The sequence below is a fragment of the [Brevibacterium] flavum genome (assembly GCF_019317305.1).
In the GTDB taxonomy this organism is placed as follows: Bacteria; Actinomycetota; Actinomycetes; order Mycobacteriales; family Mycobacteriaceae; genus Corynebacterium; species Corynebacterium glutamicum.
This window is the reverse complement of the sequence record NZ_CP079240.1, coordinates 47,991-73,799: the sequence shown is the minus strand read 5'-3', so window position 1 is coordinate 73,799 and position 25,809 is coordinate 47,991. Positions and strand designations below refer to the sequence as shown.

18 protein-coding genes, 1 tRNA gene and 1 pseudogene are annotated in these 25,809 nt (G+C 53.3%); 12 read left to right on the top strand and 8 right to left on the bottom strand.

Going from position 1 to position 25,809, the window contains the following annotated elements; all coding sequences use genetic code 11:
- Positions 1–9 precede the first annotated feature (9 nt).
- Positions 10–1,764, top strand: coding sequence for a 4-oxocyclohex-2-ene-1-carboxylate 5-dehydrogenase (gene chcC2 / locus KW808_RS00345; protein WP_003861093.1), 1,755 nt, complete (start codon positions 10–12; stop codon positions 1,762–1,764).
- A gap of 383 nt (positions 1,765–2,147) precedes the next feature.
- Here the strand turns inward: chcC2 and KW808_RS00340 are convergent, their stop codons facing one another.
- The 3 genes from KW808_RS00340 to KW808_RS00330 all read right to left on the bottom strand — a co-directional run bounded on the left by KW808_RS00340 (position 2,148) and on the right by KW808_RS00330 (position 9,520).
- Entirely contained in the window at positions 2,148–2,690 is a 543-nt protein-coding gene (locus tag KW808_RS00340; protein WP_230622868.1) for a hypothetical protein, read from the bottom strand.
- 70 nt (positions 2,691–2,760) lie between these two features.
- Positions 2,761–8,802, bottom strand: coding sequence for an ATP-binding protein (locus KW808_RS00335; protein WP_499652390.1), 6,042 nt, complete (start codon positions 8,800–8,802; stop codon positions 2,761–2,763).
- A 631-nt stretch (positions 8,803–9,433) separates the two neighbouring features.
- Positions 9,434–9,520, bottom strand: a tRNA-Leu gene (locus KW808_RS00330).
- A 306-nt stretch (positions 9,521–9,826) separates the two neighbouring features.
- Between KW808_RS00330 and KW808_RS00325 the strand changes: the two genes are divergently transcribed.
- The 8 genes from KW808_RS00325 to crgA all read left to right on the top strand — a co-directional run bounded on the left by KW808_RS00325 (position 9,827) and on the right by crgA (position 19,052).
- Positions 9,827–10,723 carry an FHA domain-containing protein gene (locus KW808_RS00325; RefSeq protein ID WP_003861088.1) on the top strand — a complete coding sequence of 299 codons (897 nt, stop codon included), beginning with the start codon at positions 9,827–9,829 and terminating at the stop codon, positions 10,721–10,723.
- A gap of 16 nt (positions 10,724–10,739) precedes the next feature.
- A complete protein-coding gene (locus tag KW808_RS00320) occupies positions 10,740–11,204 on the top strand; it encodes an FHA domain-containing protein FhaB/FipA (protein ID WP_003861086.1) in 465 nt (154 codons plus the stop codon).
- A complete protein-coding gene (locus tag KW808_RS00315; protein ID WP_003861085.1) occupies positions 11,204–12,559 on the top strand; it encodes a PP2C family protein-serine/threonine phosphatase in 1,356 nt (451 codons plus the stop codon). Before KW808_RS00320 ends, KW808_RS00315 begins: the two co-directional genes overlap by 1 nt.
- Positions 12,556–13,881: an FtsW/RodA/SpoVE family cell cycle protein gene (locus KW808_RS00310; protein ID WP_003861083.1), complete on the top strand. Its 1,326-nt coding sequence runs from the start codon at positions 12,556–12,558 to the stop codon at positions 13,879–13,881. The genes KW808_RS00315 and KW808_RS00310 overlap by 4 nt, the downstream gene beginning before the upstream one ends.
- Complete coding sequence (locus KW808_RS00305) at positions 13,878–15,302, top strand: penicillin-binding transpeptidase domain-containing protein (protein WP_003861081.1); 1,425 nt, start codon at positions 13,878–13,880, stop codon at positions 15,300–15,302. The genes KW808_RS00310 and KW808_RS00305 overlap by 4 nt, the downstream gene beginning before the upstream one ends.
- Before the next feature lie 3 nt (positions 15,303–15,305).
- Positions 15,306–16,715, top strand: a complete 1,410-nt coding sequence (locus KW808_RS00300) for a serine/threonine-protein kinase (RefSeq protein WP_003861079.1) — start codon at positions 15,306–15,308, stop codon at positions 16,713–16,715.
- Positions 16,712–18,667 (top strand): Stk1 family PASTA domain-containing Ser/Thr kinase, encoded by a 1,956-nt coding sequence (pknB, locus tag KW808_RS00295; protein WP_499652386.1) that lies wholly within the window; start codon positions 16,712–16,714, stop codon positions 18,665–18,667. Before KW808_RS00300 ends, pknB begins: the two co-directional genes overlap by 4 nt.
- Before the next feature lie 112 nt (positions 18,668–18,779).
- Positions 18,780–19,052, top strand: a complete 273-nt coding sequence (crgA, locus tag KW808_RS00290) for a cell division protein CrgA (protein ID WP_003861074.1) — start codon at positions 18,780–18,782, stop codon at positions 19,050–19,052.
- 382 nt (positions 19,053–19,434) lie between these two features.
- Here the strand turns inward: crgA and KW808_RS00285 are convergent, their stop codons facing one another.
- Genes KW808_RS00285 through KW808_RS00275 form a run of 3 tightly spaced genes read right to left on the bottom strand, consistent with a single transcriptional unit; the run spans position 19,435 to position 21,839 of the window.
- Entirely contained in the window at positions 19,435–20,259 is an 825-nt protein-coding gene (locus KW808_RS00285; protein ID WP_003861072.1) for a siderophore-interacting protein, read from the bottom strand.
- Positions 20,256–21,035: an ABC transporter ATP-binding protein gene (locus tag KW808_RS00280; RefSeq protein ID WP_003861071.1), complete on the bottom strand. Its 780-nt coding sequence runs from the start codon at positions 21,033–21,035 to the stop codon at positions 20,256–20,258. The genes KW808_RS00285 and KW808_RS00280 overlap by 4 nt, the downstream gene beginning before the upstream one ends.
- Positions 21,036–21,839: a FecCD family ABC transporter permease gene (locus tag KW808_RS00275; protein ID WP_230627355.1), complete on the bottom strand. Its 804-nt coding sequence runs from the start codon at positions 21,837–21,839 to the stop codon at positions 21,036–21,038. It lies immediately after the preceding gene.
- A 136-nt stretch (positions 21,840–21,975) separates the two neighbouring features.
- Between KW808_RS00275 and KW808_RS00270 the strand changes: the two are divergent.
- A pseudogene (locus KW808_RS00270) lies at positions 21,976–22,167 on the top strand (helix-turn-helix transcriptional regulator); the annotation flags it as partial.
- 36 nt (positions 22,168–22,203) lie between these two features.
- Positions 22,204–22,983 carry a helix-turn-helix domain-containing protein gene (locus KW808_RS00265; RefSeq protein ID WP_230622871.1) on the top strand — a complete coding sequence of 260 codons (780 nt, stop codon included), beginning with the start codon at positions 22,204–22,206 and terminating at the stop codon, positions 22,981–22,983.
- A 572-nt stretch (positions 22,984–23,555) separates the two neighbouring features.
- Here KW808_RS00265 and KW808_RS00260 read toward each other — a convergent pair.
- Together KW808_RS00260 and KW808_RS00255 are read right to left on the bottom strand one after the other, a co-directional pair.
- On the bottom strand, positions 23,556–24,215 hold the full coding sequence (locus KW808_RS00260; protein ID WP_034983883.1) for a rhomboid family intramembrane serine protease: 660 nt from the start codon (positions 24,213–24,215) through the stop codon (positions 23,556–23,558).
- Positions 24,216–24,324: 109 nt separating this feature from the next.
- The gene (locus tag KW808_RS00255) at positions 24,325–24,861 is read right to left on the bottom strand and encodes a peptidylprolyl isomerase (RefSeq protein WP_170844398.1); all 537 of its coding nucleotides are present in this window, start codon (positions 24,859–24,861) and stop codon (positions 24,325–24,327) included.
- Positions 24,862–24,951: 90 nt separating this feature from the next.
- Between KW808_RS00255 and KW808_RS00250 the strand changes: the two genes are divergently transcribed.
- Positions 24,952–25,809, top strand: a complete 858-nt coding sequence (locus KW808_RS00250; protein ID WP_003861063.1) for a hypothetical protein — start codon at positions 24,952–24,954, stop codon at positions 25,807–25,809.

Below are 25,809 nucleotides of genomic sequence, written 5' to 3'. Positions count from 1 at the left end.
AGCATTCCCTTGAGTAAGTCCTCTACCTCCATCAAGACGATCACCACCGACCGAACCTGCGATGTCCTTGTCATCGGATCAGGAGCATCAGGCCTTGCCACCGCACTTGCTGCAGCTCATCAGGGACTTGATGTCATTGTCGCTGAAAAAGAAAAGTACTTCGGTGGCACCACAGCAATTTCCGCTGGTTGGGCATGGGTTCCTGGAAACCCGAAAGGTGCTTCCGCATCAGGAGATAGCCGTGAAGAAGTAGAAACCTACCTCAAGGCACTCACACCAGAGCATTACAACGAAGCGGGTGTCAATGCCTTCCTTGATACGGTTCCGGAAGCCATCAGCTTCTTTGAGAACAACACTGAAGTAAATTTCGTCTACCCAGAAAAAGCGCCCGACTACCAAATGGATCTTCCTGGTGCTCGTCTAAGTGGCCGAGCGATCCTTCCCGATGATGCCAATGCACGCATGCTCGGTGATCGACGTAGAGAACTACAGCCCTATTTGAGCAGTTACACCGTCTTCGGTTACATGCCTCAGGTTGGTGCAGACCTCAACCAGGTCCTGCACGCGAACCGTTCCATCAAGTCTTTCCTTTATGTTGCAGCAAAACTCACCCGCACCTGGTTTGATGCAGCAATTCACGGTCAGCCGCTCAAACGAACCAATGGTTCAGCATTAATCACCCGCATGGTGAAATCAGCACTCGACGCTGGAGTTCAGATCTGGACTTCCACACCTGTCGAGTCCCTCATTCAGGAATCTGACGGTTCAGTTTCTGGCGCAGTCCTTGGTGGCGTTCACTCCGGAAAGGTAAAAGCCCGGATGGGTGTTGTGCTGGCAGGTGGAGGATTTACCGGAAACACTTCCCTACGCAGTCAATACTTCCCCCACGATTCCCACGGCACCAACCACATCACCCCAACAGTTGGCCACGATGGATCAAGCGCCGAAATGGCGATACAAGCAGGAGGCCACATCAACGATGACCTCTTCGCACCAGGTTCCTGGGCACCGATTACCGCATTCAAACAGCTTCGCGACGGCCGCCAGCGACTCTTCCCGCACCTTCGACAAATCGGCCTACCCGGCATGATTACCGTCGACCGCACAGGAAAACGATTCGGAAATGAAGCTCTCAGTTACCACGATTTTGGACGTCAGCTTCTCGAGCACGACAAAAACCATGACGATACCTACGCATGGATCATCGCCGACGAAGCTTGCATGCATACCTACGGAATTGGCTACGCAAAACCGTGGCCCATCCCCCGCAAGTACTTCCATGACATCGGATTCCTCCACAAAGCCAATACCCTCCGTGATCTAGCCACCAAAATTGGAGCAGACCCCGCAACTCTTGAAGCCACCGTTAACCGCTTCAATGCCTTTGCGGAAAAGGGAGTTGATGATGACTTTGGTCGAGGTTCCACCGCTTACAACCACTTCCGCGGCGATCCCGACCATAAGCCAAACCCCAACCTCGCAACCCTTGAAAAGGCTCCTTACTATGCAGTAAAGATTCAGATGGGCGATCTTGGATCCTTCGCTGGCATCGATGTTGATGATCACTCAGCGGTCATTGATACAGCAGGAGAACCAATTCGCGGTCTCTACTCTGTCGGTGCCTCTGCAGTCTCGGTATTCGGTGGTGGCTATCCAGGCTATGGCTCGCACATCGGACCAGCCCTTGTGTTTGGCTACCGAATGGGTCGCGACATTGCGAAACTATCTCAAGAGGCATCTACTGTGAAAGCAGAGCCTGCCTAAAGCTCCGAAGGTGCAGTAATCAGGACTTAGTCGCAGTGAAGGTCCTGATATTTGTCTGTTGATGCGACACGGTACTACGCAGCTGGGGACTAGTTGACTGTGAACAACGTGGCCGAGAGCAGCGAATAGGCACACTGACCATAGATTTCTATAAACGCGACGAGACTAGATACTGCGGGTTTGGTTTGCGTTTGCTTCGATTTTCCTCATTGCTGCAGCCTCATTTAAGAATCAGTTCTCTGGCGTGTTTGCGTTGTTGTGAGTACATCAGGTGCCCCCTGCACCAAATTATCTTTCCTATTACACTTCAAGTCAACAACGAGAACGGGCCTCCCACGAGGCATACAAAAGTGCTGACAATAGCGAAACCGAAAACATCATCCTCAGTCCTCAATTGGAAGCTCCAAACCTTCAGCCTCTAGTGTGGCGACCAGAGTCGACACCTCCGATAACAGCTCTTTTGCTCTACTTTTTACTTCACTGTTCCAATCCAGGACCTCGTCATTATCTTCGCTATCAGCAAAACGGACACGACGAATTGTCCACAGTGCCCTATCCCCGAGCTTTTCCGCTTGCTCGGTCCAAGCTGCACCGTCCTCCTCAGCAAGCGCAGCTGCACTACCAATCAGTCCGTGGACGAGATCGCCGGCAAGCTGATCGACGAGCAATGCTGCCTTTAGAGTCGCGCTAGTCTCGGTCTCCTCTGTACTTGGCTCGGTACCATAAGCAAATGCTCCGAAGTACGCCCACTGTCCTCGTCCGGGCGATAACCTTGCGATTGCCGCCTCTACTTTGTCTACTTCAGCAAAGGGCACCTGGTCGCCAGGGAGCTGACGGCGAAGGGACCAAAGTTGAACAATTAAGTCAGCAACCTCAGCTTCGGCAATACTTCTCTCAGATGCAGACTTCTGTTCAAGGTCGGTCATTTGCTTTGCAAGATAGTGAGCTATCCAACGTCCTAAAGTATCGGTCTCGTCCAGCTCAGCCGCCAACAGCTTACCCAGTTTCAATATGGCCTTTGAAGTCGTTCCATCCTGTTCCTGGTCGGTAGGAGAAGACTCTGAAATCGTTGCCATGATCGGCGTTACCTCCTTCATTTTTGTGATCTGGATCCTCAATGTAACGTGTGCGGCGGTCTTCTCGTCTCACCTGTACCTCCACAATAAGCGAGACATCGAGACGTTTCAGCACCATGTCGAGTGCTTCGGTCGTGATCCGAAGCCGATATCCTGATGAGCCGTCTTGTTCGAGGCTATTTCTAAATTCAGCCCAACTCTCAGATGCCAAGATACTGTCTCCACCCTCATTCTCCCAGCGGAGGCCACCTTCTGCTGAGATGATACTGAGCATCTCCACAATGTCTGACGAAGGACGAGGGAGCTCAGGTGCGAGTCCGGTGGCGAGGGAATCGAGTCGATCAATACCACCTTCAGAATACGGTATTGATACCCAACCTCGAAGCTCGAACGGTGGTGAAGAGAATTGAAAGTCTTCGTCATCTAGGTCAGCTGATGGGATTCGAAAGCTCATATAACTATCAGCAGTTTGCAGCGCACGCACAAGCGCCCCTGCGGTCTCGGAGTTGACCAGAGCTGATGCGATATCAATCCTTTGAGTTCGATCATAGTCAGCGGCAGACGCCGATTGCCAGATTGTCACCCATCCGTCAGCTGGTTTGAGGGCAGCCAAGAACTCTGATTCCAGGTTCTGGTTACTTCCTCGCGGTCCGACGGCGGCCAGGGAACCAGGAACGGAACTTCGCTGGTCTGTAATCCATCTCCCGTCATAGCGCGCGATGTCGAAATCAGCAAGCCATTCAACGACGTCCGGCTGTTCTGCGTCGGGTTCCCGGTACGGAATAGCTGTCCGCATAAGTCGTCCTGCGATGGTTAGAGCCGCGTGACGTTCTAAATAGTAATCTAGACTTTCAGCTTTGGGTGTCTCCCACTTAAATCCGTAAGTTTCACCATCTTGGTACACACTTGCGGTCCGTCTAGGGTCCTCTAAATGCTTACCTTTGTTTCTAAAACCCCATTCATCGAGGATGAGAACGCTAGTTGCATTGAGCACTTCTTGGTGAGTGATGTCAAATGCTTTCGTCAGTTTTCCGAGGACGTAATCGTCGAAGTCAAAATCGAATCGGTATTCCGCTTTCGGCGCCCCATGCATCATTGGACGGGGATGGCTGTTGCGACGCCAGTTTTCGAGGATCATAGGTTCTGCAAGTTTAGACTTCCAGTCGGTCCCCACAGATCTGCCAGCCAAGCGGCCTGTCAGTTCCGCAATCGACGCGCAATGACTTTGGATCATTGCGTGGTCCGGATAACGGTCGCTTAGTTCGATCACTGCGGAGAAGAGTGAATCGATTGCCGAGGGATCGTCGCGTGCTACTCGCTCGACAGCGACCAGGAACCACTCTGCTGCGCTCATCTCATAAAAGAGGAAACGTTCATCTGCGTACCCGGCGGCATCACCTCGCACAACTGCAGAACCGAGTGCATCGAGTACGTCACTGACGCTGAGCTCGATGGCAGTACGCACTGCGTGTGCGGCCTGCCAACGAACTGCTGAGCGCGGGTCACCTAGCGCAGCCCAAATGAAGTTCGCAACAGCGACATTAATTGGATCTGCTGGCATCTGCTCAATAGCTGCCTCGGGACAAACGTTAAGCTCTTCTTCGAAGTAGATGAGCGCTTCATCGAGTATCCTCGCGGCTGTGGGAGAATCTAGGATTTTTGAAGCTCCAGCTGCGAGCATGTAGCAGTTGTCAGCGTTGGTCAACGCTTCCTCAAGATTCAGCTGTTCGAGGGCACGTTGAAGAAGATCAGTCGTGTGTACTTCCAAAAGGTCGGCCGCCGAATGTAAGTTAAAGCTCACCCATTTGTGTTGAACCAGAAAAGCACCATGTCGAGCGACATAGGTACCGACCGCATTCTTCAGCGATTTGACGAACGACTGAGACTTCCGAGGACGCGTTAACGCTTCATTCAGGAGCTTGGCAAACTCGTATTCACTGATACAGTCAGAGCTTGAGGTAGCGTCCAGAATTGGCCCCCACTGGAGCATAGGACGGTTAAAAACCTCTGCGATGAAGAGGTTTTCGCTGTATGTACGAGCATCTTTCTGAAGCCGGATCGCTGCGTCCACATCCCTTGTCTTAGTGAGGTCAAGCTGTGAAATCTGCGTTCTACATTGCTCTATCTGCATATTTCTTTTTGCTTGTTGATCTGGTGTGAGATCGAAAATGGTACTCCGATACTTATTAGAATCCTTGGCACGAGGCGGGTCAGGAAGTAGCGATTGTGTGAACTCGTCATCGAGTGAGCGACCAAATCGTTTTGCAAGATTATTCACAGTAGATAGGGTTTTTGCATTGAGGTCATCGGATGCGTCAAGTTCACGGAGGCTGTCGCTTAACCTGAAGTGGGTTGAGAAGGGCGCCAGAATTATCGTGAGGTCTGGTCGCTGCACAAACAGGGAATCATCCTCATCGAATAGTCCACTGAATTGTGATTCGAGCGTCCCGAAGCGGCGATCCCGCCACTGCCCAAGTATTCTGAAAATGCTGGTGTTCGAGATCAACGTGAGTGCAGCGACGAGTTCGTGTTGATTGAAATTATCATGCACAATCGGTTTGACGGCCTCGCTGAGGCGAGCGATACGCTCGGCGAGAATGAGGGCATCCTGAGGATCAATGCCAGCAGCTGCCCGGGTGAGGGCCACTATTGCATTCCAACGATGGATTGCATCATCGCCCACTCCGGAAGCCACTTTCACTGCTTGGTCAAAGTAACTTTTAGCTTCGTCTGGACTAAAGCGGTATAGGCCCCGTGCTATACGCACTAGCGTCTCGGCTCTGCTTTCGGCTACTTCAGCAGTATTGAACAGCTCATCGTGTGCTGCGTTGGAAAGATCAAGGATCATCAATTCGAAACGGGTGTCGCCACGCAAACCCGAGATCAGATCGAGTGCACCGGCAATCGGAGAATTAGTGGCAATCGCCTGAATTGCTTGATTGCAAGCGACTGTCACTGCCTCATCGGTGAAGGCCACTCCGACTAACGGTAATACTTGTCTAGCAATCCGATTGGAAATCAACCCGACTTCGTCTTGTGAGAGGCTTTTGGGATAGCTCTCGATTACTTCCACTGCGGTTTTCGGGTCGAGGTCACCGCAAGCGTACTTTGCCCAGGTGCTGAGCCAGTTTAGTGCAGGACGCAAATAATGATCTAGATTCTTGTCATTGGACTTTGCGGCATCGTGCCTGCCACGTTTCGGTGGAGCTTCAACGGGGCGGTAGTGACTGACATCGAGTACCTCACCCATGAGTTCTGCGCGTAACGCGATCGCGAAGAGTAGACCCAGTCGGCCTGAACTATACCTGTCGCCAAGCCCTAAAGGCAACGAGGACGGTAGACATCCGCAGAGTCGTTCCGCAGCTACTGATGCATCGACGACCGAGTGACGCACCGCAAGTGCGCAAATCCAGGCAATACCGCGAAACGCGATATCTTCAGCCTTCTGGTGGTCGAAATCTGTGGCTGTGAGAGGAGAATCGAATAGCTTCAGCATTTTCCATAGGTCACCGATGATATGTTCATCCAAGGTCATGCCAACTCGCTGCATCTCGCCAAGAACGCCAAATAGTAGTGAGGGACAGGTGGCGCTCACGATCAAATCCGACACGTCCTTATCCCTCGCAGATGAAATTAGCATCCGAGCGAGCGTTGCACTTGATTCGATGACGAAGTGAGCGGGACTCCAATCTGATAAGTATCGGGCAGCCGAAGCAGGTCCGTCCGTTCGCAGCATGGCTAATGCGATATGTGCCACTTGATCTGGGGCGATGTTCTGTATTTGCGAGTACCGTTCTCTCGGGGCGTGCACCCATGCAGCCATAGTTGATGCTGCTTGCCTGGCTCTGCTCCTGGCTGCACTAACTCCTCCAGTGGTGTGTGCAAGCAACGCTGCCTCAGCGCCGAGTGTTGACCCTGGCCAACTCTCAGGAAGCTCTCGAGACGCTATTAGCTCACCGAGCACTCTAGCATCCATCCATGAACCTGCTAGGTCAGGGTTATCTCTGATAATCGTGAACTGGCGCCCCTTACCCGAACGCCCGGCGCCTGCTCGCATAGAGAGTTGGACGATTGAATCCGAACGATGTAGACGGACTGCTGCACGAAGACCAAACTCCACTCTCAGGTGCTCGACTTGGGTACGCTCGACGTCACTCGTTGACGGCAAGCCGTCGTCCGTTGCGACGAGGTCGAGGAGCTCATCATAAAGTTGAGCGCTCCAGAGAACCTCAGGCAAGGATGACGCAGCGTATGCGGAAGAACTACTCAGTGCTCGTAACTGCGACGCAACCTGGGTCGCTACTTCCCGTGTTGCAGGGTGACTAGTTCGAAAGTATGTTTCGGTCGGCTCATCGAGAAATTGTACGGTTTGCCCATTTAAGATCAGTCCTTGGCCAAGGTCGGATATGAAACTACGCACGCTAGCAACATGCGTGTCAGCAAGTTCCGCGAGCACTTCCAATGGAATACTCGGACACAAGAGAGTCAGTAGTTGTGACACACGTTCAAGTTCTATGCGTGACTTACCGGCATTGTTAAATGCCTTCGCGACTTTCCTCTGCATGAGTAAGTCAAGCGCAGATGTGGCACTCGACAATCCCGAGAGCCGACTAAGCGCATCATAAATCGTCGCAGATTCGAGTAACACCGTTGACATAACACGTGGGTTTCCCGCAGTGCGATCATGAATCTCTGTAATGTCCGAGTCGGTCGCCGACGAATGAATATCTGTAACAAATTTCGTCGACTCTTCAAGAGTGAAAGCCGGTAATTGCACTAAAAACGTGCCAACTGGGGCTTCAAGACGATCGAGACGCTCTGGCCGACAGGTGAGCACGATGTGAATATTCCGGGGAATATCACATTCAAGCCTGAGGAGGTCACGCACGAATGATCTTGAATCCGCATTGTCCTCGGCTGCGATTACAGCATTATCGGCTGCGTCCACCACGATAACCAGCTGGCGTTGGCGTTGTATAAGCATCTCGCTTGCCTGAGCAAGACGGCGAACAAAAGCTTTGGTGTATTCCTCGGGAGCGAGATTACCTGTGTGAATAATAGGAAAGCACAGTCCCAAACCAGCTAGTTCAGTCGCAAGCTGAACAAGCCCATCCCTGTGGCGATGTCTCGGGTGAGCTGGGTTCCGATAGTTACCATTTCCAAAGCAGTCGTAAATGATAACATCGGCACAGTCAGAAAGCAGATCTGGTAGAACGCGAGCGAACGTGCTCTTGCCCACGCCACCTTCCGCAGTTACAATTGTTGAACCTGTAGTCTTGAGAATGTGGTCCGCGAGATCCCTGTACGCATCTCGCTCAATGAAATCTCCTTTGTCGATCAAACACGGCGCAGGAGCAAGATCATCTTCTCGGCATCCAAATGCGGTTAGAATATCTGCTCTCGTAATTGGACCACTTGTCTCAGTGCTTGCACGTGACGCGACGAGGTCAATGAGGGAGGCAGATACGCGAAGATCTACATCAGCAGTGAGCCCACCGACTTCTCGATCAAGTCCTCGCCGGAGTGCGGTAATTCCAGGTTCGCGGCCTAGAAGATCTATCCGCGAACACAGAGACGCCAAAGCATCAGCAGTGAGTTTCGCAGCATCCTGCAATTTGGCAGCCGGCGACCCTTCCTTGGGTGACATTCCAGTCGCCAACTCACGCACAGAATCGATTGCCACTTGAGCTATTGGCTTGTTCGTGACAATAGAGTACCGAATAATAGCATCGGGGTACTGCAGACATAACGCACCGTCAAGTTCAGCGAACTTACTGAAAACCTTGCAAACTTCGCCCAGCGTAAAGTTTTCGTTAGAACGTAGTGTCGAGTGTTTAAATTGCCGAACTTCCAGAGATGTGAAGTTCCCCTCTGTGGGGCCATAAAACTCGGTGAGGTCTATAATTTCAGATCCATCCGGTTCTTCGCGAGAAGAAGTTGAATCAGCTCCCTCCACAGTCACCTGTTGGAGTCTAGACGCAGGACTCAAGAGCTGTAGAAGCTGAGCTGCACCCCAAGTGTAGTGGAATCTATCACCATCACGTGAGGCTCTCACTCGCTCTGAAGCAGTGGATCTGCCCCGCTGAGTTGACTCCTCCTGCATCGCAGCCATACCTCAGCACCTCGTATAAAACTGACGGTCCCAGCCTCGGCTCACAAAACGGTGGCTCCCATCAGATATCGGCAACTCCATTTGGCTATTATCTCCTATGGGCGGCTTGGTCTCCTATGATTAACTAACAATATCAATTGTTCTTCATATTTTCCCCTCGGCCTCAATCGACAGCACCAACCACAAGAGGTTCCATAAGACGAAGGGATTTAGCTCCAGTGAGTTCCATAGTATGAGGAAGAGCGTCAAGATGAGGCCATGTACTGCCAATTAATTCCATAGGCCACGCCTAGATATTATCCTTTTAAGCTAAATATCACGAGAGCAGTCACGAGCCAATACTGCACGTAATTTGGTATGTTTTCCCACAGATTTGTTACCCGTTTCCATCGATACTTCTACATCAAAAAAATGAAAAACCGGAGATCACAGTCTCTTTCGAGTTTGTGATCTCCGGCCTGTGCAGTTCGAGAACCGCTCTTGGTGCCCGGGGGGGGACTTGAACCCCCACGTCCTTGCGAACACTGGCACCTGAAGCCAGCGCGTCTGCCAATTCCGCCACCCGGGCAGGGTGTCTTTTGCGACTTGTTAAAGATAGCACGCACCTGGCATGGAATACCAAATCGGCAGCTAAATAGCGGTTTCCTGAATGGCAACAAAGTTGTAAATTTATGCATCCCGGTGGTTTGGCCTATAACTCTGGCGCCGTTCACCTCTATAATGACGCTATCGTGCGCTTTGGTTTAGACCGTGTGAAGGTTTTTCTAAATGAAATTTCAGTCACAGGGAGGGACAAAGCCATGCCCTTAGGCGTTTTCTAGGAGAAGACACTTATGGAACACCCAACTTATTTAGAAAAGGAGGTCGCAAAGTTATGGCTACTTCGAATCGGATAGCTAATGCTATGAACAGTTTGGCCAAGCTGGACAGTTCTATGCAGCGCGGCCTTGATAATGCGTTGGCGTTTGTTTTCCGTGGTCGCGTTGTTCCGGCTGAGCTTGAGGAGCTTTTGAAGCAAGAGGCTGAGGACAATGTGGTTCATACTGAGTTTGGCTATGTTGAGGCGCCGAATGTTTTTAAGGTTTCGGTGAGCCCGAACGATTTTAGTAATCTTGTCGATCGTTTTCCTGATCAGCCGGCTCGTTTTGGTGATCAAATGATGAGGTTCTGCAGGAACAGTGGCTGGACGTTGGTTGGTCCGGTGATTGTGTTGATTGAAGAGGATTCTTCGTTGCACACGGGCCAGTTGAAGTCGGTTTCGGAGAAGGATCCGGATCCGGAGTTAAGTAGCGGTTATCTGCCTTTGGAAGGCGACGGCATCCTGCCTGTCGCAGAAAGTGAGTCTAAGAACGTGTCTGACAGTTCCCCTTACACTGGTACGGAGTTTTTGCCGGCGCAATCAGCGGATCGCCCTTTGGTTCAGGGTGTGCCGCAGTCTCAGGTTGATGCGAGTCGACAGAGTGCGTTGAAGCCTGCGGGACCTACGGTGACTTTGCTGCTGCAGGATGGTTCGAGCCGGACTTATTTGGTTCGGGAGGGTTCGAACATCATTGGTCGTAGTAATGATGCGGATCTGCGTTTGCCGGATACTGGTGTGTCTCGTCAGCATGTGGAGATCACGTGGGATGGCCGGGATGCCATTTTGGTTGATTTGAAGTCGACTAATGGCACGACGGTGAATGACACTCCTGTGGATAATTGGTTGTTGGCTGATGGTGATGTCATTACGGTGGGTCATTCCAATATCGAAGTTCGTATTGTTAGTCCCTAGAGGGAGAGGTTGATCAATGGATTCTCTGGTCCTTCTTGGGCTTCGCATCGCTTTGCTTGTGGTGTTGTGGTTTTTCGTTTTGATGGCGCTGCGCGCTATGAGGGCGGATTTGAAAGTGACGGGTCAAGCGTCGACAAGCAGCTCGTCCGTCGCGGCACCGCAGGGCCTTGCTCGGGCTTTTAATCGCTCCAGCCCGCCTCGTCTTTTGACGGTGGTCGAGGGCCCGTTGGCGGGCTCCTCGATTGAGGTGTCGGAGGATATGACGATGGGCCGTAGCCCTGAGTGCACGTTTGTGGTGGGCGATGATTACGCCTCCGGCATGCATGCGCGGGTGTTTAAGCGTGGTTCGGAGTGGTTTGTGGAGGATCTGGATTCGCGCAACGGCACTTTTGTCGGTGGTACGCGCATTGATCAGCCTGAGCAGATTGCGGTGGGCACGGATATCCGTATTGGTCGTACAACAGTGAGGCTTGTTCCCTGATGTTGAAACTTAAATATGCGGTGGCATCTGACCGAGGGTTAGTGCGCGGGAACAATGAGGATTCCGCTTACGCTGGCCCGCATTTGTTGGCGCTGGCTGATGGTATGGGCGGCCATGCTGCTGGTGAGATCGCTTCCCAAACCATGATCAACCATTTGCGTGCGCTTGATGTTGATCCTGGTGATAACGATATGTTGGCGCTGGTGGGCATGGTGGCAGGCGAAGCCAACGCGGCGATTGCTGAGGGCATCGCCGAGGACCCGGCGCGCGACGGCATGGGCACCACGTTGACGGCGTTCATGTTTAACGGGCGTGACCTGGCAATGTGCCACGTCGGTGATAGTCGCGGTTATGTGCTTCGCGACGATAAGTTGGTACAGGTTACAGTCGACGATACTTTTGTGCAGTCGTTGGTCGCTGAGGGCAAGCTTGATCCAGAAGATGTTTCAACTCACCCTCAGCGTTCTTTGATTCTGAAGGCTTATACCGGCCATCCTGTGGAGCCCACTCTGGAGCAATTCCCGGCCTTGCCTGGGGATCGTTTGTTGTTGTGCTCTGATGGTCTATCAGATCCGGTTACACACTCCACGATTGAAGAAACAGTGCGTGTAGGCACCCCGCAGGATGCGTCCACCAAGTTGGTGGAGTTGGCGCTGCGTTCTGGCGGTCCGGACAATGTGACGGTCATTGTGGCCGATGTTGTAGAAGTCACCGAGGCGGAAGCAGCAGCGGAAGCATCAGTGCCTGTCACGGCTGGTGCGCTCAATGGTGAGCAGCCTGAGGATCCGCGGCCTGATACCGCTGCGGGACGCGCTGCGGCGATCACACGGCGAGCTCAAGTGATTGATCCGGCACCAAAGATATCTGATGCTGGAACGGAGGATATTCCCACAATTGAGGAGCCACCAGAGAAAAGTTCCAGCAAACTTGCGGTATTGATCGTAGCCCTGGTCATCCTCATCGGTGTAGTTGCCGCAGGATGGTGGGGCTACTCCCGTATTGACAGCACTTTTTACGTCGCGGTCAATGATGAGGAAGCCATCACCGTGGAACACGGTGTGGATTACCGCATCTTTGGCAAGGATTTACATTCGCAATTCCAGGTGGCGTGCCTGAATGAAGCTGGCACCTTGTCACTCAAGGAATCCTGTGAAAACGGTACGTCTTTCAAGTTGGATGATTTACCGGCGTCTGTTCGCGGTAGTGTCGCGGGATTACCGTATGGGTCGTATGACGAAGTCCAGGCGCAAATGCAACGGCTGGCTGCTCAAGCTTTGCCGGTGTGCGTGAACTTAGAAGTAACAACCGGTGGCGATAGAAACGAACCCGGAGTCAATTGTAGGGAGGTCTCATGAACACGCTTGAACGATTAAAGCTTCGTCGCACGGAAATGTGGCTGCTGATACTTGCCACACTCGTTGTGTCGATCATGTTCATCAGCCTCGAGCTGGCCATGGGCAATGAGTTGGGTACTCATATTTTGATGCTGATGGGCGGATATATCGGTATCTTCATCGTCGCGCACCTAGCCATGGCATGGGTGGCGCCGTTTGCTGATCAGATCATGCTGCCTGTGGTGGCGGTGCTCAATGGCATTGGTTTGGTGATGATTTATCGCCTTGATGAGGCCACGGGCTACAGCACGGTCAATAGCCAATTGATGTGGACGGTTGTTGGCGTCACGCTGATGGTGGCTGTGTTGTTGCTGTTGCGTGATTACAAGTCGCTCTCGCGTTATTCCTACCTCCTCGGTGTGGTGGGCATCGTGCTGCTGGCGCTGCCTCTCGTGTGGCCGCAGCCAGGCGGCGTGGAAGCCCGCATCTGGATTTGGCTTGGACCTTTCTCCATCCAGCCAGGTGAGTTCTCCAAGATTTTGCTGCTGCTGTTCTTTGCTCAGCTGCTAGCCACCAAGCGTGCTTTGTTTACTGTTGCGGGCTACCGTTTCCTCGGCATGGATTTCCCTCGTTTGCGTGACCTCGCGCCGATTCTTATGGTGTGGACGTTGGCTATTTTGATCATGGCTGGCGCCAACGACTTCGGTCCTGCACTGCTGCTTTTCACTACCGTTTTGGCCATGGTGTACCTGGCTACCGGCCGTGGTTCCTGGCTGTTGATTGGTGCTGTGTTGGTGGCTGTCGGCGCGTTCGCGGTGTACCAAGTTTCAAGCAAGATTCAGGAACGCGTGCAAAACTTCGTGGATCCCGTGGCCCACTACGACACCACCGGTTACCAGCTGTCCCAGTCCTTGTTTGGCATGAGTTGGGGCGGAATCACCGGCACCGGCATTGGTCAGGGTTACCCCAACATGATCCCTGTCGTGCACTCGGACTTCATTCTCGCAGCCATTGGTGAGGAGCTTGGTCTGATTGGCCTGGCGGCCATCATCGTGCTGTTTGGTGTGTTTGTCACCCGCGGTATGCGCACCGCTACCCTGGCTCGTGACAGCTACGGAAAGCTCGTGGCATCTGGTCTGTCGATGACCATCATGATCCAGATTTTCGTCGTCGTGGCAGGTATTTCTTCACTGATGCCCATGACAGGTTTGACCACTCCGTTTATGTCCCAGGGTGGTTCATCCCTGATGGCTAACTACATTCTGATGGCCATCATCTTGCGTATTTCTGACAGTGCCCGCCGACCTGTCATGTCCAAGCAAGCATCGGAGGTGGCTGCGTGAACCGCTCGATCCGAATCACATCTCTCTTCTCTTTGCTCCTGATCTTGGTGCTCGTGGCAAACCTCACCTGGATTCAGGCTTTTAGGGACGATGATCTTGCGCAAAATCCACTGAACGCGCGCGGTTTCTTGGAGGCTAAGTCCACTCCGCGTGGACAGATCTCTACTGGTGGCCAAGTGCTGGCGGAATCCTCTCAGGATGATCAGGGCTACTATCAGCGCAGCTACACTACCAACCCTTCTGCCTACGCGCCTGTGGTTGGTTACCTCTCTGATGTGTATGGCGCAGCCGGCCTGGAATTGGGATACAACTCAATCCTCAACGGCAGCGACTCCTCCCTATTTACCTCCCAATGGCTGGATGTCATTTCTGGCAGCCCTACCCATGGCGCAAACATTGAGCTGACCTTGGATCTCAATGCGCAGCAAACTGCTTATGAACAGCTGAGCCAAAGCGGCTACGAGGGTGCTGTGGTGGCGCTTCGCCCAAGCACTGGTGAGGTGCTGGCCATGGCGTCATCGCCAAGCTATGACCCCAACCAGATCGTGGATCCAGCAACTGCTGAAGATGCCTGGGATGAGTACACCTCCACTGAAGGCGCACCGTTGCTCAACCATGCAACGCAGGAATCACTGCCTCCTGGATCTATTTTCAAGATCATCACTACTGCCGCAGCTTTGGAGAACGGCTACTCCGCTGATTCCACCGTGACTGCAGAAGCAGCAGTGACCCTGCCTGGCACCAACACCACCTTGACCAACTACGGCGGTCAGACATGTGCAGGCGGTGGCACCACTACCCTGCTCACCGCTTTCCAGCTCTCCTGCAACACTGCGTTTGTGGAGACCGGCATTGATGTTGGCGCGGATGCTCTGCGCGCGTCTGCCGAGGACTTCGGAGTGGGACAAACCTACAGCTTGGGACTGGACAACGTTCCCGGTGGCTTGGGTGAGATCCCCGACGATGCAGCCCTTGGACAATCCAGCATTGGCCAGCGCGACGTGCAAATGAACGTGCTACAGGCCGCTGTCATGGCAGGAACCGTATCAAACGGTGGCGTGCGCATGGAACCATATTTGGTCTCCCGCGTCACCGGTCAGGACCTGAGCGAACTGAGCACCCACAAGCCAAAATCTGCCGGTGGAATTGAGCCTGAAATTGCGGAGCAGCTGAAAACTTTCATGGAAGCTTCAGAGCGCAACACCTCAGGCTACGCCGGAATTCAGATTGCATCCAAGACTGGTACTGCAGAGCATGGTGATGAAAACACACCACCACACACCTGGTACGTGGCATTCAACAACGACATTGCTGTTGCTGTGTTGGTGAAAGACGGCGGTGGATTTGGCACCAGTGCAACTGGTGGTCAGGTCGCAGCCCCAATTGGCCGAGCTGTGCTTCAGGCAGCCGGAGGATTTTAAAATATGAGTCAAGAAGACATCACTGGAAAAGATCGACTCCAAGAACTCATCGGTGCTGATTATCGTCTGCAGTGGATCATCGGACACGGTGGCATGTCCACCGTGTGGCTCGCAGATGATGTGGTCAATGATCGCGAAGTAGCCATCAAGGTACTGCGCCCGGAATTTTCCGACAACCAGGAGTTCTTGAGCCGTTTCCGCAATGAAGCGCAAGCGGCTGAGAATATCGATTCTGAACACGTGGTGGCCACCTATGACTACCGTGAGGTTCCAGACCCTGCTGGGCATACTTTCTGCTTCATCGTCATGGAATTTGTCCGCGGTGAATCGCTTGCGGATCTTCTAGAGCGCGAAGGCAGCCTGCCGGAAGATTTGGCTCTTGATGTGATGGAGCAGGCCGCGCATGGTTTGTCGGTGATTCACCGGATGAACATGGTGCACCGCGATATCAAGCCGGGCAACATGCTGATCACAGCCAATGGCATTGTGAAGATCACGGACTTTGGTATCGCTAAGGCTGCCGCTGCTGTGCCTTTGACCCGCACCGGCATGGTGGTGGGTACTGCTCAATATGTTTCACCTGAGCAAGCCCAGGGCAAGGAAGTCACCGCGGCTTCTGATATTTATTCTCTCGGTGTGGTCGGCTATGAGATGATGGCTGGCCGCCGCCCGTTCACTGGAGATTCTTCGGTGTCTGTGGCGATCGCGCACATCAACCAAGCTCCGCCGCAGATGCCCACCAGCATTTCGGCACAGACTCGCGAGTTGATTGGCATTGCGTTGCGCAAGGATCCGGGTCGCCGTTTCCCTGATGGAAATGAAATGGCGCTAGCTGTTTCTGCTGTGCGCCTTGGCAAGCGCCCGCCTCAACCGCGCACGAGCGCGATGATGGCGCAGGCGGAGGCGCCGTCGCCAAGCGAATCAACGGCGATGCTGGGCAGGGTGGCCCGGCCTGCAACAATCACCCAAGAAGTGGCCCCGAAACGCGGTTCCGGCATTGGCATTGGTCTGTTCATCGCAGCTTTGCTGGCCGTGATTATTGGCGCGGTGATCTATGCGGGCACCACCGGAATTTTGTTCAACGACACTCCGGAAGAAACCACCACACCTGAAACCATTACGGAAACCTACACCCCAACCGTGGAGGAAACCACCTCTCAGTGGGTACCGCCAACGCCTCCAACTCGGTCAACTTTCACCGAACCTGAAACAACTTCACACCGTCCGACGACAAGTGAAGAGAGCACCTCCGAGGAACCAACCACGGAAGCTCCAACAAGTAGCCGAACTGTGCCTCAAATCCCTACCTCTACACCTAGGACGAGTGCTAGCGTTCCAGTTGAGACTAATGCACCGGCTGATGATTTAATCGACGCCGTAAATGGCCTATTGGATGTAGGAGGAGCGCAGTGATCTTCGTGATCGCTGATCGCTATGAACTGGGTGCCGTCATCGGCTCCGGTGGCATGAGCGAGGTGTTCGCGGCCACCGACACGCTCATTGGTCGGGAGGTCGCGGTAAAGATGCTGCGCATCGACCTTGCCAAAGATCCCAATTTCCGGGAACGTTTCCGCAGGGAAGCCCAAAACTCCGGAAGGTTGAGCCACTCTTCAATCGTCGCTGTTTTTGACACCGGCGAAGTAGACAAAGACGGCACCTCTGTTCCCTACATTGTGATGGAACGTGTGCGGGGCCGAAACCTGCGCGAAGTTGTCACCGAAGACGGCGTATTCACCCCAGTTGAGGCAGCCAACATCCTCATCCCTGTGTGTGAAGCGCTGCAGGCATCCCATGACGCCGGCATTATTCACCGCGATGTGAAACCCGCCAACATCATGATCACCAACACCGGTGGCGTGAAAGTCATGGACTTTGGCATCGCCCGCGCGGTCAACGATTCCACCTCCGCCATGACTCAGACCTCCGCGGTCATCGGCACCGCCCAGTATCTCTCCCCCGAGCAGGCTCGTGGCAAGCCCGCCGATGCGCGTTCCGATATTTACGCCACTGGCTGCGTCATGTACGAATTGGTCACCGGTAAGCCACCTTTTGAAGGCGAGTCCCCTTTCGCCGTGGCCTACCAACACGTCCAGGAAGACCCCACCCCTCCTTCGGATTTCATCGCAGACCTCACCCCGACCTCTGCTGTCAACGTGGATGCCGTGGTACTCACCGCCATGGCAAAACACCCCGCCGACCGCTACCAAACAGCCTCCGAAATGGCCGCTGACCTGGGCCGGGTATCCCGCAATGCAGTCTCCCATGCGGCACGCGCACATGTAGAAACAGAAGAAGAACCAGAAACTCGCTTCTCGACGCGCACCTCCACCCAAGTGGCCCCCGCCGCAGGCGTGGCTGCGGCAGGAGCTGGGTCAGGGTCTGGATCAGGGTCTGGATCAGGGTCTGATTCGCGCAAACGTGGCTCCAGGGGCCTCACCGCCCTGGCCATCGTGTTATCCCTAGGTGTCGTCGGCGTTGCCGGTGCCTTCACCTACGACTACTTTGCCAACAGCTCCTCCACCGCAACCAGCGCAATCCCCAACGTTGAAGGACTCCCGCAGCAAGAAGCTCTGACAGAACTTCAAGCCGCAGGATTTGTGGTCAGCATCGTCGAAGAAGCCAGCGCCGACGTCGCCGAAGGCCTTGTCATCCGAGCAAACCCAAACGTTGGGTCCGAAATCCGCCAAGGTGCCACCGTCACCATCACCGTGTCCACCGGCCGAGAAATGATCAACATCCCAGACGTCTCCGGCATGACACTCGAGGACGCGGCCCGAACTCTCGAAGAGGTGGGCCTCGTGCTCAACCAAAACGTTCGGGAAGAAAACTCCGACGACGTCGAATCCGGCCTCGTCATTGACCAAAACCCCGAAGCCGGACAAGAAGTAGTCGTGGGCTCCTCAGTGTCCCTGACCATGTCCTCAGGTGCCGAAAGCATCCGAGTACCCAACCTCACCGGCATGAACTGGTCACAGGCAGAACAAAACCTCATCTCCATGGGATTCAATCCCACCGCCACCTATCTAGACAGCCAACAACCAGAAGGCGAAGTATTTTCAGTTTCAAGCCAAGGAACTGAGCTTCCCAAGGGTTCATCCATCACCGTGGAAGTCTCCAACGGCATGCTCATCGAAGCCCCTGATCTAGCCCGCATGTCCACAGAGCAAGCAATCAGTGCCCTCCGCGCCGCCGGTTGGACCGCCCCAGATCAATCCCTGATCGTCGGCGAACCAGTCCACACCGCAGCACTCGTGGACCAAGGCAAGATCGGATACCAATCCCCAACACCTGCGACGCTCTTCCGCAAAGATGCCCAAGTTCAAGTGCGACTCTTCGAATTCGATCTCGCCGCACTCGTGCAATAGCTGACAAGGTAACCGTCAAGGTAGCTGGTCTGGCAACTGATACGTTAAGCTCAAACAAGATAAGTACCAGTTGCTGGGGTTTTCCAAACAATAAATTATGAAGGTGTGAACAATGCCAAAGGCAAGAGTAACTAAAAACGAGACCGCTCCGGTTTCAAGCAACCCAAGCGCAAACCGCACCCCGGTTAAGATCAATTCCGCCGGAACCCCAATGTGGTACAAGGTGATCATGTTTGCCTTCATGATCGTCGGCCTAGCCTGGTTGATCATTAACTACCTCGTGGGCCCACAGATCCCATTCATGGCTGATCTTGGTGCATGGAACTATGGCATCGGCTTCGGTCTGATGATCATCGGCCTACTCATGACCATGGGTTGGCGTTAATCCTTCAAAAAAGTGACTGCCGCAGCACAGCGTTGATTCGTTGTGCTGCGGCAGTTGTTTTGTGCGGGCGGATCCAGATTTAGCCCCTCATGGGCACTCTCGTTTGGCAGTTCGGGGCACTCAAAAAGGTAAAACCAGACTAGCGTGCCCAAGAACTGAACTTTTGCCAGCCGTGGGCACTCCTGTTCGGTTTGAGAACCGAGAAACCAGACAGGCATGCCCATGTGGACTGAAGACACGACATTTGGGCACGCCAGTCTGGTTCCCCCAAAATCAGTCCACATTCAGCTCCGAATCCCAAAAATCATGCCCTCCCAGAATCGCTTCTAAGAGCTCATCAGACGCCAATCAATGCAAACACCCATTCTAAAAACTCGACCCCTTAAATCTCCAATGAGAGGTCGTCGAAGTTTTCCAGCTGTAGCCCTTCAGAGAGCATCTTCATGTAGTTTTCTTTGCGGACTGCATCGATCTGAGTGTTGGTGGTGTTGTATTTCCAGTACCCAAACACGGCCACTGCATCTTTTTCCAATCCCACCTGCTTGCGGAAGTGCCTGCGGATGGATTTCATTTCATCTCGCTCGCCGGCTGCCCACACCACGTAAGTTTCTGGGTTTTCCAGGTCATATGCCTGTTGGGCAAGTGGCTGAACAGTTGGATCTGATCCCGGCGCGAGCAGGTTCAGTTCCAGTCCGTCGATGCTGGGTAGTTCATCGAAGGCTGCGGGATCGTCAGTGACACCCCATCCTTTGCCACGAAGACCTGTTGGCCATTGATCCAAAATAGCGGCGAGAGCGGGGATGGCGGTGTCATCAAGGAAGAGTGCTGCTTGTTCGCCTTCGGGGATGACAAAGTGTGGGCGGGGTCCGGTGAGCACGAGGGTGTCGTTGATTTTTACGGTGTCTGACCAGCGCATCATGGGGCTTTCGTGGTGGTGTTGAACCACATCCACCACGATGCTTTCAGTTGCGGCATCAAAGGATCGGACGGTGTAGACGCGGGTGGCGTCGTCGAATTCTTCGCTGAGGTAAAGCCTGATTGCCACGTTGGCTTCTGCCCACACTGGGTTGTTTGCTGATCCTGGAACAAAAGCTGTGAATCGCAGAAGTGAGGGTGATGGGCGGTCAAGGGCAGTGATGGTGGCGACGATTTCAGAGATGTCGCGGTCGTGGGAGTTTTCGCGCAGTAGGTTGTCGGTTTCTTTCATGAGTTTCTCCTGTCTGTGGGCACGATGAGTGGTCGGCCGTTGTTGGGGTCTTTGAGGATGAGTGCGTCGAGGTCAAAAACTTCTTTGAGCAGCGCTTTAGTGAGTATTTCTTCGGGTTTTCCTTGGTCGATGGTGGTGCCGTCCCGCATGGCGATGATGTGGGTGGCATACCGTGCAGCCATGTTCAGATCGTGTAGAACAATGGCCAGGGTGCGACCACGTTGGTGCAGGTCGGAGCATAAATCGAGGACGGATATTTGGTGGGCTACGTCGAGGAACGTGGTGGGCTCGTCGAGAAGCAAAATGTCTGTTTCCTGAGCGAGCGCCATGGCGATCCACGCCCGTTGGCGCTGGCCGCCTGAAAGTTCCGACACTAAATGCTCAGCATGGGTGTGCATGCCGACTTCCGCCAGCGAGCGCGCCACAATGGCTTCATCGTCTTTTGACCATTGCGACAGCAGATGTTGGTGCGGATACCGCCCGCGGCTGACCAGCTCCGTGACGCTCACCCCATCGGGCGCATATGGGGGTTGCGGAAGCACCCCGATGTGTTTCGCCACATGCTTGGTGCCCATGCTGGAAATATCTCGCCCACCTAGCGTGATCTTCCCCAATTGTGGTTTCAGCAGTCTGCCCAACGCTTTCAAAACGGTTGATTTCCCGCATCCGTTGGGGCCAATGATGATGCTGAGGCCTCTTTCCGGAAGGTCCAGACTGAGCCCTTCTACAATATTTCGCCCGCCGTAACTCAGCGTGAGATCATGCGCTTGCAGCATTTATGCCTCCTTTCGGCTCAAAAGCCACACCAAATACACCCCGCCCAGCAAACTGGTCACCAGGCCAACGGGCGTGTGCAGCTCAATATCAACGTGTTGCGCCAGGTAATCCGCCGCGACTAACAGTCCAGAGCCAATGCTTATCGACGCCGCCACCAGCACTCCATCCTCCCGGGCCAGAGCCCGGGCAATCTGAGGTGCTGCCAGTGCAATAAAAGCGATGGGACCTGCAGCTGCGGTGGCGATCCCCACCAGCAGCACAGCCAACAAAATGGCTATCAAGCGTGTTCTCTCCACTGAAATTCCAAGTGCCCCAGCTGCATCATCACCCATTTCCATCAGGCGTAAACGGCGGACAATAATGCACAGTGCTGGCACAATCACTGCACACGAAATCAGCACCAACAGGGCATGATTCCAGTCGCGCCCGCTCAACGAACCGGCAGACCACAGCTGTACCGTCGAAGCACCCGTAATATCTGCGCGCACCATGAAGAAATCACGAGCAGCACCCAAAAATACACCTGTTCCGATACCAACCAACACCAGACGCAACCCGCCGGTGTTGCTATTTTGTCTGGCCATGAGATAGACAGAAACTGCGGTCGCAAGTCCACCAAGAATGGCTGCCACTCCGGTTAAGACCACACCTGCATCAAAGAAAATAATGCTGATCGCCGCAGCTGTGGCAGCTCCCGTGGTAAATCCAATGATGTCTGGTGAGCCCAGCACTGTTACGTGACACGGACTGAAACAAGCGCCAGATAATCCCAGCGCAGCGCCCACTCCTACCACTGTCAGCACTGGAGGCAAGCGCCGTGATTGCACTGAACGAATATCAGAAGCATCACCCACTCCTGCGATGCAGTGATGGAACCAACAGTCAGACTCAAATGAATAAGAATCACCACCAACGTAACCGCGATGAGCACTACCATCAGTGTCCGGGGACGGAACTGCACAGAAAGCTTTGCAACCCGAATCGTCTGGTTTCTTTTCACAGCGCCGTTTTCTCGATGAAACAGGGCTAAACATCAGCACCTGGAGAACACGCACCCGTTTAAGCCTTGCAGTTGCCTATCTTTCCGATGGCGACAGCGCAGAATGGGCAGCTCATCACGTTGGTTTTTCTGGAGCAAGCAACCTCTCCAAAGCATTTCGCACTCATATGGGGATCTCACCCAATCAGATTCTTACACTTCCAGAACCGCAACATCTTGATCCACCACTGCCCCAACTCGCATCTTTAGAAATTCCAGCAAATGAAACATGGTCTCGGATCAATGGATCTCACATCATGGTGTGGGCTTTTCAAGGAACATCTACCGTTCGAGTAGCTGATAGAGAACTCACTGTTCATCAAGGTGAAGGGTTAATTCTTCCAGCTGGAATGCGCCTGGATCTTCACACTCCTGCGGGCGGACTCATGTTGCCGTTGGGCTACCAATTTTCAGATTCCCATTCAATCAGTGCCCAACATGTGGACATCATTCAGTTTGATTGCTCTATTCAGCAGCTTTTGCAATGCACGATTTCTGCCTACACTCCTTTTCACCCGCACAAAGCGGCCCCGGATCAGTGCTTCTCCCTGCCTTTTCAAAAAAGCTCCACGAAAAACACGGAAAACGCCCCAACTAAAAGTCATAACGATGAGTTAATTTCTTTGGCAGTTGATCTCGCAGTCTCCCGAAAAACTAATGTTTCTGCTATTCGCGGCGGAATTGCGGAAGAGTTTGCACACATCACTGGCATTGCGGTGCAGCGCTGGGGACTTCTGCGAAGAATGACTTTGGCGCGCATTCAATTAAGCAAAGGGCTAAGCCCGGGGGTAGTCGCACGGAACCTCGGATACTCACACTTACCTGCTTTCAACCGTGCTTTCACCGCCACTCATGGTTGCACACCGATGCAGTACCAAGCTGACTGTGCGCGCATCCCTACCCCCTGAGTTATCCACAGGGGTTCGGAGTTATACACATCGATCTGTGGACAAGTGTGTGTTAATCGCTTTTCCTCAAGTTATCCACAGGCTGTGGAAAAAGTTGTGAATGGAACAGTTTTAGACTGACACCGTCAGGTATACCTACCATTTCACGGCCTGTGGATAACTCTGTGAACAGTTTCCACCGGGTTGTGATTTGTTCGAATAGTACAGGTGCTGACGTCAGTGTTTCCAAGCCATCTACGTGTTCGAATAATAAATTGGCTCAATGTATCGGTAAATTACAAAAATGTAACTATCCACAGTGTGGATAACTTTTGTGGATAACTTGAACCGTTGTGGGTTATCCACATTCATCCACAGAACTGTGCACAGGCGTGTGGGAAGCTCGATGTTGTTATGTGTACAAAGAGGAAACTTGGAATTACACATTCTGTGGAAAAGCTAACACGGGGTTAATTCACTCGGTGAATTACAAAATTGTAATTTAGTTCAATTCCTGTCAAACGATAGATACAGAAATACCCTCACCGGATGTCAGATTTTTGACCCCGGTGAGGGCAATGGGCGGAATGTGTCTACACCCGGTCGATTCCTAGGATGACAGCAGCCACAACTACAGCAAAACCAATGAGCACGATAATCCACCGTGTTCTTTGAGTTTTCGCTTTAACCATTGGCCAAGTAATTAAAGCTCCAGTGATCAAACCTCCAAGGTGTCCCCACAGAGAAACATTGGTGGACATCAAGGTATAGGCGATGTTGATGGCGATAAGGATCAAGGGTGCTCGGATATCCGCGCTTCTTAACACAAAAAGCCCCACCAAAATAGCCATCATGGCGTAAATAGCGCCGGAAGCACCTGCTGTCGGTGAATAGGGATCCATCCAGATGACAGCTGCAGACGCACCAATACCGCCTACAAAGTACATCGCAGTGAAAAGCGCAGAACCGAAGTCTCGTTCAATTTCTCTTCCCAGCAACCACAACAACACAAGGTTCAACAGCATGTGCCCGGGGCCAATGTGCAGGAACATTCCTCCGATGGCACGCAGTGGACCAAAGCCACCATCATCCATCAGCGGTGCGTACAGAATCCACGCGTCACCGATACTGGTTGAACCCAGGTTGTCTGTCACTGATCTCGATTGAATGGCCGTTACTGCGTACACAGCGATGATGGCTAAAGAGATCAACGTACTTGCTGGCGCTTGTCGATAAATCCGTTCTACATTCATGAATCCAACAATCTTCAACTGGTCTTTCAACAGGTTTTTGTGGCATAAAAAAATCAGGTCATACCGGCTTGCGGTATAACCTGAAGATTAGTGTACGTAGAGGTGGCTGTTACGCGGTGATCTCTACAGACTCGATGACAACTGCGTCAGCTGGGCGGTGGTAACGATCGGTTGCGGTGGTTGCAATTGCATCCACAACCTTCTGAGACTCAGCGTCAGTGACCTCACCGAAGATGGTGTGAGCGTTGTTCAGGTGAGGGGTTGGGGTCACAGTGATGAAGAATTGGGAACCGTTGGTGCCTGGGCCCGCATTTGCCATTGCCAGCAGGTATGCGCGGTCGAAGCGCAGCTCTGGGTGGAATTCATCAGCGAAGGTGTAGCCAGGGCCGCCACGGCCGGTGCCGGTTGGGTCTCCACCCTGGATCATGAAGCCGTCGATGACGCGGTGGAAGACAGATCCGTTGTAGAACGGACCTTCGCTGTCGCCCTGAGCGTTTGCGGACTGGTAGTCCTTGGTGCCCTGTGCCAGGCCAACGAAGTTAGCGACGGTCTCTGGAGCGTGGTTGCCGAACAGGTCGATGGTGATGTCTCCGCGATTTGTATGCAGAATCGCAGTTGCGGTCTTAGAAGTCATAACGCCCATCATAACTACATCGAGCGAAATGCCAACCACATGTCCCATGCTTTTACTAATGTGGGGTCTTAGAAGAAAGCGACCAATTAAGGAGAGTTGAATATGAGCACGATTGGCAACCTCAAGTTAGTGGTGGATGGCGCACGTAAAGCTTATGGAACTTATGCGGATTACCGTGACCGCAAGGTTTCTGAGACTTATGATGCGTTGTCCCAAGCTGCTGGTGAATATGCACCAAAAGCTGAGCAGGCTGTAGAGACTGCGCGGGAATCAGCGAAGGAATTATATACTGAGTCGCGCGATAAGGCTGGAAATGTCACCAAGGCTGCTCGTGCTCGTCTGGAAAAGGCGCTCGCTGAGGCTGACAAGCAGGGCACTTCTGCGTTGAAGGACGCACGTGAATCGGGCAAGAAATTGAACCGGAAGGCGCGTCGAAAAGCAGACAAGGCCGCTAAGGCAGCCCGCAAGGCGACTGAAAAGAAGGAGTCGCACTGGGTGCGCAATCTGTCGTTGGCGGCGCTAGCGACCTCCGGCATCGTCGCGGTGGCCTACGCGTTTTTGAACAAGACCAAGAAGGAAACCCCAGGCACCCAGCCTCCACGGGTTGAGGTTCAGTTGAAGAAGGCCGTGGAGCAGGATGAGTCTGAGGTTGTGGCTGAGGCTGCTGTGGAGGAGCCAGAGTTGGTGTACTCCACAGAAAGCCCAGAAACCACTGAAGCCCCAGCTGAGGCCACCGAAACCCCAGCAGAAACCACCGAAACCCCAGCAGAAACCACCGAAGAAGAAGCCAAAACCGAAGCTGAACTAGAGGCAGAGCTCGAGGCGGAATTCGAAGCCGAGCTCGAGGCTGAGGCCGATGCGGAGCAGGAAGCGGCAGAAGAGGCGGAAGCTGAGGCCATTCAGGCTGAGTTTGATAAGAAGAATGCACCTCAGCGCACCCAGAGCGAAAAGAAGAAGTAG

Excerpts from the sequence above, each read along its gene's own strand:
- KW808_RS00340 (WP_230622868.1), bottom strand. The coding sequence starts at position 2,690 with ATGACCGACCTTGAACAGAAGTCTGCATCTGAGAGAAGTATTGCCGAA.
- KW808_RS00325 (WP_003861088.1), top strand. The coding sequence starts at position 9,827 with ATGGCTACTTCGAATCGGATAGCTAATGCTATGAACAGTTTGGCCAAG.
- KW808_RS00320 (WP_003861086.1), top strand. The coding sequence starts at position 10,740 with ATGGATTCTCTGGTCCTTCTTGGGCTTCGCATCGCTTTGCTTGTGGTG.
- KW808_RS00315 (WP_003861085.1), top strand. The coding sequence starts at position 11,204 with ATGTTGAAACTTAAATATGCGGTGGCATCTGACCGAGGGTTAGTGCGC.
- KW808_RS00310 (WP_003861083.1), top strand. The coding sequence starts at position 12,556 with ATGAACACGCTTGAACGATTAAAGCTTCGTCGCACGGAAATGTGGCTG.
- KW808_RS00300 (WP_003861079.1), top strand. The coding sequence starts at position 15,306 with ATGAGTCAAGAAGACATCACTGGAAAAGATCGACTCCAAGAACTCATC.
- crgA (WP_003861074.1), top strand. The coding sequence starts at position 18,780 with ATGCCAAAGGCAAGAGTAACTAAAAACGAGACCGCTCCGGTTTCAAGC.
- KW808_RS00285 (WP_003861072.1), bottom strand. The coding sequence starts at position 20,259 with ATGAAAGAAACCGACAACCTACTGCGCGAAAACTCCCACGACCGCGAC.
- KW808_RS00280 (WP_003861071.1), bottom strand. The coding sequence starts at position 21,035 with ATGCTGCAAGCGCATGATCTCACGCTGAGTTACGGCGGGCGAAATATT.
- KW808_RS00265 (WP_230622871.1), top strand. The coding sequence starts at position 22,204 with ATGGGGATCTCACCCAATCAGATTCTTACACTTCCAGAACCGCAACAT.
- KW808_RS00260 (WP_034983883.1), bottom strand. The coding sequence starts at position 24,215 with ATGAATGTAGAACGGATTTATCGACAAGCGCCAGCAAGTACGTTGATC.
- KW808_RS00255 (WP_170844398.1), bottom strand. The coding sequence starts at position 24,861 with ATGATGGGCGTTATGACTTCTAAGACCGCAACTGCGATTCTGCATACA.
- KW808_RS00250 (WP_003861063.1), top strand. The coding sequence starts at position 24,952 with ATGAGCACGATTGGCAACCTCAAGTTAGTGGTGGATGGCGCACGTAAA.